Raw genomic sequence first — 6,480 nt, 5'->3', positions numbered from 1 at the left:
ACAATATTAATTTTAAAAAATCAATGGTACAAAATTTTCTTTAACGTTTCATATATTTCCTGAATCATAACGAACCTGGTCATGCCGATACCATTGTAGAAACCGATGTAACAGAAGAATACCGCCGTAAAAATACAGTCGATCGCATATGCTTTCAGATAATCGGCCGCTGCCAGGATCACCTCAGAATCGGAAGAAAGGATACCCGCCAGAAGATCTCTATGGAAAAAGCCGGATAAGAAACAGGTGTCTCAACCTGACATCTTATCCGACTCTTGCTTCCAATGAATCCGGGATCCGTTTTTTGAAATGATCCCAGATATGCAATGCAACAAATTACCCTCCGATGAACTATGAAACAGTATATAGCAAATCCCGTAAAAAAATCAAAAACAGGATAACACCAGAGGCACGATTTCTCCTCTTTTTACATCGATCAATCCATGATCGGTCAGTTTCAATGCAGGACTTACAGGGAGTCCAAGCGTTCCCACAGACATGATCGGATTATGATGCTCATATCCCAGATCGATCAGGCTTTCCCGCACTTCTTTCAGCGCGCTTCCTGTTGCTTCAATGGATGCCTCCGAAAGAATTCCACAGACAGGTAATGCAAGTTCCGAGAGAATCTGCCCATCTTTTACTGTAAGAAAACCGCCCTGCAATTCTCCGATTCTCTGTACGGCGAACAACATATCCTCCGGATCATTTCCCGCAACAAACAGATTGTGGTGATCATGAAAAAATGTAGTTGCTACGGTTCCCTCTCTCTGACACGAACCTGTCAGAAATCCATAACCGATATTTCCATTTTTTCCATGCCGCTCCAGTACCATCGCCAGCAGACATCCGCTTTCCTGCCAGCAGATCTTATGCTCTTTTACCTGCATGGTTACCAGTTTCTCCGTGGTCTGGGTGCGATCCGGATGTACTTTTATCACCCGCACCGTCACTTCTCCCTCTTCGATCGGATCTTTTATCTCAAAATCCGAAAGTGTTACTTCCAGAATGGAAACACTGTGATAAAAATCTTCCGGGAATGCATATGGTTCTACGGGGAATGCATGTCTGTCCTCTTTTTTATAGATGGAAATTCCATTTTTAAACACCGTTTCAGGCTCCAGTAATTTTGCCGGATCCTTCAGAAGGATAAAATCTGCCAGTTTTCCCGGAGCAATCACACCCCGGTCATAAAAATGCATTCTCTGACACGGTGTATAGGTCGCACAGTAAATCGCCTGTTCCTTTGGAAATCCCATCTCTATCGCCTTTTGTACTACAGTATTCAGATGCCCCTGTTCATATAAAACATCTGCCATCGTATCATCTGTCACAAAAGAACAATATTCAAATAAATGATTTTCACAGATATACGATAACACTTCCGGCTTCAACATCTTATCCTGGATCTCAAAGAACATTCCATTTTCGATCCGCTGTTTTACCTCTTCCAGGGTATGTTCTGTATGATCTCCATTAATGCCAAGATACAGGAATTTTGCAAGATCCAGATCCACCAGAGACGGACAATGTCCTTCAATCACATATCCCGGATGTTCCTGCCGCAGATAATCCAGAAATTTTGTGATCTCCAGATGATTTTCCCGGATAATTTCCCGATAATTCATAATCTCGCCAACGCAGACCACATCTTTTTCACCAAGCATCTGCAAAAACTGGAACGGGAAATGGGGGCGAAACTCTTCAGCCGAAATGGAAATACTTATGTGCCGACCTATACCGGAAGAAAATACATGGAATACGCCCGTAAAATTCTTCAGGTAAAACAAGACTGGGAAAAAGAACTGAAAGATCTGACGGAAAATAACGAAGGGGAATTGAATATTGCTGTTCCACTGATGCGAAGCAGCTGTATGATTCCACAGATTATGGCAGAATTTTCAGAAAAATACCCGAATGTCAATGTCAGCATCTGGGAAGAGGCATACTCTATTCAGGAAAAACTTCTGTTGAATGATCAGCTTGATTTTGGAATTTTTAATGAAACGAGGGAACATCCAAAACTGGAATACGAACTGCTGAAAAGAGAGGAAATTCTTCTGGTTATGCCACCGGATCATCCGATGGCATCTTCCGGATATCAGTCTCCCTCCGACCGGTATCCGAGAATCGATCTGTCCACGCTTGCCAGCGAACCTTTTATTCTCCATTTTCCGGAACAGACCACCGGAAAACTGGTTCTTGAAGCCCTGGATCGCGCCGGTGTCCAGCCCCGTGTACCGGTTCGAAGCCGGAACACGGAGACCTGTGTAAAACTTTGTATGCAGGGAATGGGCATGTGTTTTACGCCGGAAACATATTTACAAAATATGGATTTTTCCAGAAAACCGGCTTGTTTTTCTGTCGGTGAAAAAGGAATCTTTACAACACTGAGCATCGCTTTTCGCAGGGGAACTTATCTTCCCAAATACGCCAGGGATTTTATTGAAATTGCACGGAATAAATAAGGATTTCACTGATACAACGGATGGTTTTTGTGCCATTCTCTATTATCGCTTCTGCAACAGCAGATTCAGCCACTTTTCTTCTTCCCTTTCCGGACGCACATCACCGGTCACCCAGGATTCTGCTATGGAAAGTGATTCGGTATCACGGATGAATCTCTGGAAACTGCTCCAGGTGAAATCCGTGAAATATCTGCCGTTTCGCATCCCTTCATACTCTCCATATTTGAAAGAAGTGTAGATCCATCCATCGGGACGCAGGGCATCCGCCATTTTTTTCAGCACAGGTCTTAATTCTGTTTTTTCCAGATGCAGAATCGAAGAACACGCCCAGATACCGTCATACTGCTCCCGGACATCCAGATCCTGAAAATACATCTGGCGTACCGGAATTCCTGTATAGGCACTGGCGATTTTACACAGTTCTTCGGATCCGTCTATGGCCTCCACCTGATATCCATGTTCCAGAAAATATTTGGTATCTCTGCCGGAACCACAGCCAAAATCAAGAATTGCCGCTCCCGGTTCCAGTCTGCTTAAAAACCGATTCAGTGTATCTGTCAGATCTGCGTGAACTGTACCGCTGACAAAAGAACCGGCATTTTGATTATAATATTGTAATGTTATATCCTTGTTTTCTTTATACATATTTATATCCTTTTCTGTTACAAATAAAATTATGCAAATCAAAAACAGCTTTCAGGAAACTGACACGTAACCCGGAAGCTGTTTGATTATTACTATTTCACCAGCTTAAATGTCTTTTCCAGCATAAAGAACATCAGAATCAGGAAGAACAATACATAAACCGGAAGTAAACCGACAGAAATATGGTTTGCGATCAGTCCGAACAGCGGCGGCATAAAAGTAGATCCCACATAAGCACTTGCCATCTGGATACCGATGATCGCCTGGGAGTTCTTCTCTCCGAAATTGGACGGTGTTGCATGGATGATAGATGGATAAATCGGTGCACAGCCAAGTCCCATAATAACCAGACCAAACAGTGCAAATTCATCGATGGATACCGGTAACAACATACCGATACATCCAACAAGAATGATAGCGATGCCCAGACGAATCATCTTGTGGTCTCCCATTTTCTCTGTAATAAAACCTGCCAGAAATCTTCCAAGTGTGATACCGATGCAAAACAGGGACGCAAAGGCTGCTGCACGTTCCGCAGAGATTCCCTTTGCTCCTACCAGATAGCTGCTTCCCCACAGAATCACCGCTGATTCCAGTGCACAATAGGAGAAAAATCCAAGAAGAAGATTCGGAACGCCTTTGATCTTCAGTGCACCTTTGATGCCTACCATCTCTTCTTCTGCCTTTTCTTCCTGCGCAGTTTCTTTTTTATTCACCTTCCATATCGGCAGTGTCACGAAAAGAATCAATGCTATTCCGATCTGGATAAAAGATACCATGCGATATCCGTTCTGCCACACCGATGTGGTCAGTGCATAGCTCATCACATATGGACTGATAATGGTTCCCAGTCCCCAGAAACAATGCAGCCAGCTCATATGCCTGGAGTTATAATGAAGCGCTACATAGTTGTTCAGTGCAGCATCAATCGCTCCCGCACCCAGTCCATAGGGAATGGCCCATAGACAGAGCATCCAGAAGGCACTAGCCGTAGAAAATCCGAATAATGCGATTGCAGTAAGCATAACGCTGAACACAGTTACAATCTGTGTACCGAATTTCTTTGTCAGACGCTCAGACATCAAACTGGAACAAATGGTTCCTCCGGAAATAATCATAGTTACCAGACCCGCATAAGACAGCGGAACCTGAAAAGCCTCGTGCATCACCGGCCAGGCAGAACCCAGAAGAGAATCTGGCAGTCCGAGACTGATAAATGCCAGATAAATCAACAGTAGTAATAGTGTATACATCTTTTTCTCCTTCTCTTTCATAGTACAACCGACGATGGAAAAGGGCGTCCCAAAGGTTTCCATCGCCGGTTGACATTTGTTTTCTATCTATTACTATACGTTAAAATATATGACTTGTCACGGGAAAATTTGTGATTATCAGAGAAATTATTGATATTGTTGCCGGTTATTCTGCTTAACTATTCATTATATTATCATGTGCGGAAGATATTTTCAATTTTTCTGGATATACTCCCTGATCTTCTCAATCAACCCTTCATCCGCCGGCAGCCATTCCACACTCCCCAGCGTCTCCTTCGTCAGCCATTTCGCTGCCTCGTGCTCCTTCAGCACCAAATCTCCAGACTTCACTGTACAAATGAAGCAATCCATCGACAAATGAAACTTCGGATAATCATACTCCACGGTGTCCAGAAGTTCTTCCACCTGGATCTCCGTATCCAGTTCTTCCCGGATTTCTCTAACGATTGCTTCTCGGGCTGTTTCCCCTTCTTCAATCTTACCTCCCGGAAATTCCCAACCATCCTTGAATTCACCGTAGCCTCTCTGCGTTGCAAATACCTTTCCGTTGTCTATAATAATCGCTGCCACTACCTTAATTGTCTTCATCCTGCGTCTCCTTTATCCATTAATAATATACTCATAAATATCTTCTCTGACCGGCGTATCCAACGCCCACTCAATCTCTACCGCTGTCTTGTCCGTATTAGCCATGACAAATTCTTCGGTTCGACCGGTAGCTGTCATCCGGCCAAGATAATAGAATTCTTTGGAAATTTTATCATCCTTATTCTTTCTCACAAAAAGCTGTACATCAATCCCCCGTTCCTTTGCTTTCAGGAAATTTTGCACATCCTCTGAATCCCTGCTTCGCCCACTTTTCGAAATAGCAATCAGACGATCCGCTGTGAGAAAATGATCTTCGTATTTTGTTGTATCGCTGATATCCTCCTGTTTATCATAATTGATAAATACAGGAAATGTTTTTGTCTTCTTATCATATTTATACCCACCGATATTCAACGGAACTTCATTACGCTCCCAGTTTAACAACCGGCAGGCATCCTCATACGTATATTTCTGATATAATACCAGATCCGTATCCTGATATGTCCTACTGTAGTTCGTCTGATACCGGGCGATACCAAACTCCACAACTTCTTCCAGTATCTCATAAAACTCCCGATTTCCCAACATCTTTTCAAAATTTTTGGAAACCCGATAATCTTTCCCTTCTTTTTCAAGAAAAACACAGGAAGCATACGTTTTCTTTGCCGCACTGGTTGGAAATTCATTCGTCATGATATTTACTACATTTTCCGCGCAGTTTTCTGTCATAGCACGATGATATTTTTTCTCCAGCGCTTGCTGCAAAATATTCAACAGTCCATGATGATACTTTAGCATACGATTCAGAAGTTTATGGGTTCATTATATTTTGAGCAATTGTTTGACTAAAATCACTTCTTTGTTTTTCGATTCCTACATAATTTCCCGTACCGTCTTCTATACCTACTAATAACCAACCACCTTCTGCATTTGCAAAAGATGCAATAGTTTGACATAAATGTTTCTTCTTGAAGTTTTCATCCCATTGACTTTTAAATTCTATCTTATAGCCTTCCTCAATACCTTGTTCTCTTATATTACAAATATCAGAATAGGTTAAATCGTTTAATCTTATTTTATTTTGTCTGTAAAAGGTAAATATTCTTTCATATAATAATTCCTTTCTCTTAACTCGTCCTCTTACAACTCTTCGCATAAAACTGAAACTTCTTCGCCACTTCATTCAACGATCCAATCGCATATTATCCATCCTTATTTTTCCCCACACACCCTATCAACGGCGATGCCAGGAATTTAAGGATATCTTCAATTTCATCCAGATTAGGATTTATCGAAAATCTCTCGTCATCCCTCACTGTACGATAAATCTCACGGGAAGTAAGGATCCCTTCTGTTACTTCGTCTTTGCTTTCGTTTACAAGGCACCCCACAATTGCATCTACCAATAGACCGTAGCGTTCGGTTCGATTTCTTGCTTCGTCCAGGACACTGATATCTACGATTCCTGTCTGTTCAAAGATCTTTTTGTAATCTTCTCCGGTTAA

General features: G+C 42.3%; 7 protein-coding genes and 2 pseudogenes. 1 reads left to right on the top strand and 8 read right to left on the bottom strand.

Going from position 1 to position 6,480, the window contains the following annotated elements:
- Positions 1–20: 20 nt before the first annotated feature.
- A pseudogene (locus MSA64_RS11950) lies at positions 21–227 on the bottom strand (MATE family efflux transporter); the annotation flags it as partial.
- Between the two features lie 159 nt (positions 228–386).
- A complete protein-coding gene (locus MSA64_RS04090) occupies positions 387–1,628 on the bottom strand; it encodes an adenine deaminase C-terminal domain-containing protein (protein ID WP_287890673.1) in 1,242 nt (413 codons plus the stop codon).
- Positions 1,629–1,688: 60 nt separating this feature from the next.
- On the opposite strand from MSA64_RS04090, the gene MSA64_RS04085 reads away from it, so the two are divergent.
- Positions 1,689–2,468, top strand: coding sequence for a LysR family transcriptional regulator substrate-binding protein (locus MSA64_RS04085; RefSeq protein ID WP_287890671.1), 780 nt, complete (start codon positions 1,689–1,691; stop codon positions 2,466–2,468).
- A 42-nt stretch (positions 2,469–2,510) separates the two neighbouring features.
- Here MSA64_RS04085 and MSA64_RS04080 read toward each other — a convergent pair whose 3' ends face one another.
- The 6 genes and pseudogenes from MSA64_RS04080 to MSA64_RS04055 all read right to left on the bottom strand — a co-directional run.
- Positions 2,511–3,113: a class I SAM-dependent methyltransferase gene (locus tag MSA64_RS04080; RefSeq protein ID WP_287890669.1), complete on the bottom strand. Its 603-nt coding sequence runs from the start codon at positions 3,111–3,113 to the stop codon at positions 2,511–2,513.
- Between the two features lie 92 nt (positions 3,114–3,205).
- Positions 3,206–4,366 (bottom strand): MFS transporter, encoded by a 1,161-nt coding sequence (locus MSA64_RS04075; RefSeq protein ID WP_287890667.1) that lies wholly within the window; start codon positions 4,364–4,366, stop codon positions 3,206–3,208.
- A 213-nt stretch (positions 4,367–4,579) separates the two neighbouring features.
- Positions 4,580–4,975, bottom strand: coding sequence for an 8-oxo-dGTP diphosphatase MutT (gene mutT / locus MSA64_RS04070; protein WP_022399343.1), 396 nt, complete (start codon positions 4,973–4,975; stop codon positions 4,580–4,582).
- A gap of 12 nt (positions 4,976–4,987) precedes the next feature.
- Positions 4,988–5,788 (bottom strand): annotated as a pseudogene (locus tag MSA64_RS04065) (DUF3427 domain-containing protein); the annotation flags it as partial.
- A complete protein-coding gene (locus MSA64_RS04060; protein ID WP_330639043.1) occupies positions 5,787–6,131 on the bottom strand; it encodes an ATP-binding protein in 345 nt (114 codons plus the stop codon). The gene MSA64_RS04060 and the pseudogene MSA64_RS04065, both read right to left, overlap by 2 nt.
- 46 nt (positions 6,132–6,177) lie before the next feature.
- A partial coding sequence (locus MSA64_RS04055) for a hypothetical protein (RefSeq protein ID WP_287890665.1) occupies positions 6,178–6,480 on the bottom strand: 303 nt, incomplete at its 5' end.

Origin of the sequence: Oliverpabstia sp. (genome assembly GCF_022785585.1) — a bacterium.
Taxonomy (GTDB): domain Bacteria; phylum Bacillota; class Clostridia; order Lachnospirales; family Lachnospiraceae; genus Oliverpabstia; species Oliverpabstia intestinalis.
This window is presented reverse-complemented; position numbering and strand designations above follow the sequence as displayed.

Bases quoted from the DNA above. Each gene is read 5' to 3' on its own strand.
- MSA64_RS04060 (WP_330639043.1), bottom strand. From the start codon at position 6,131: ATGCGAAGAGTTGTAAGAGGACGAGTTAAGAGAAAGGAATTATTATAT.
- MSA64_RS04080 (WP_287890669.1), bottom strand. From the start codon at position 3,113: ATGTATAAAGAAAACAAGGATATAACATTACAATATTATAATCAAAAT.
- MSA64_RS04075 (WP_287890667.1), bottom strand. From the start codon at position 4,366: ATGTATACACTATTACTACTGTTGATTTATCTGGCATTTATCAGTCTC.
- mutT (WP_022399343.1), bottom strand. From the start codon at position 4,975: ATGAAGACAATTAAGGTAGTGGCAGCGATTATTATAGACAACGGAAAG.
- MSA64_RS04085 (WP_287890671.1), top strand. From the start codon at position 1,689: ATGGGGGCGAAACTCTTCAGCCGAAATGGAAATACTTATGTGCCGACC.
- MSA64_RS04090 (WP_287890673.1), bottom strand. From the start codon at position 1,628: ATGAATTATCGGGAAATTATCCGGGAAAATCATCTGGAGATCACAAAA.